Consider the following 850-nt stretch of genomic DNA (forward strand, 5'->3'; position numbering starts at 1 on the left):
GAGAACGGCTTTCCGTTGACGCCGGCGATCCTTGCGGCCGTTCTCCTGCCGCTGCTGGAGCTGAACCTGCGGCGTGCGCTTCGGATCTCGGCCGGCGACGAGGCCGTGTCCGTCGGAGGACCCGAGGGGGCGCTGCGGCAGTACGAGTTCGCGCTGGAGCTGGCGTCCGACCCCGAGTTGGCCGCGGGCGAGGTCGACCTGGTGGAGCTGACGACCAAGGCCAGCGCCGCCGCCCTGGCGGCGGGCCACGTCCACAAGGCGGTGGCCCTGGTGCAGGACCGGCTGGACCAGGACCCCTACACCGCCGAACCGCTCGGCCGCGCGAGGCTACTGCTCGCGCTGGCCGGCGCCGCGCTGCTCAGCGACGGCAACGCCGACGTGTTGCCGCTCACCACCGAGATGCTCGAGCTGGTGCCCGCGGAGCCCGTCAGCGCCCTGCGGGCCAAGGTGGCCGTGGTCCACGCCCAGGCGCTGGCGGATCTCCAGCGTGACGAGGAGGCGACACGTTGGGCGCAGGAGGCCGGTGACCTGGCAGACCGGTTGGGGCTGCGCGACGTGGCCGCCGACGCCACGACCCAACTGGCGCGGATCCAGGATCGCGGCGGCGACGCCGAGTCGTCCCGGCAGGCCCTCGAGAAGGTGATCGCGGAGGCACACGAGCGAGGCGACGCGGCCGAGCTGCGCGCGCTGCACCACCTCGGCGGGCTCTACTACGAACAGGGCCGGCTCGCCGATGCACTCGAGGTCTACCGCAAGGGAGCCGCCCGGGCCCGCGACCTGGGCCGGCCCTGGGCGCCGTTCGCCCTGGACGCGCGCCTCCTCGCCGGGCTGGCCGCCTACGAGTCCGGCG

Annotated in this window: 1 pseudogene; it reads left to right on the forward strand. The window is 74.5% G+C overall.

Going from position 1 to position 850, the window contains the following annotated elements:
• Positions 1-850: pseudogene (locus FRW57_RS23725) on the forward strand (hypothetical protein); the annotation flags it as partial.

It is taken from the genome of Segeticoccus rhizosphaerae, assembly GCF_009192725.1.
GTDB classification, from domain to species: domain Bacteria; phylum Actinomycetota; class Actinomycetes; order Actinomycetales; family Dermatophilaceae; genus Segeticoccus; species Segeticoccus rhizosphaerae.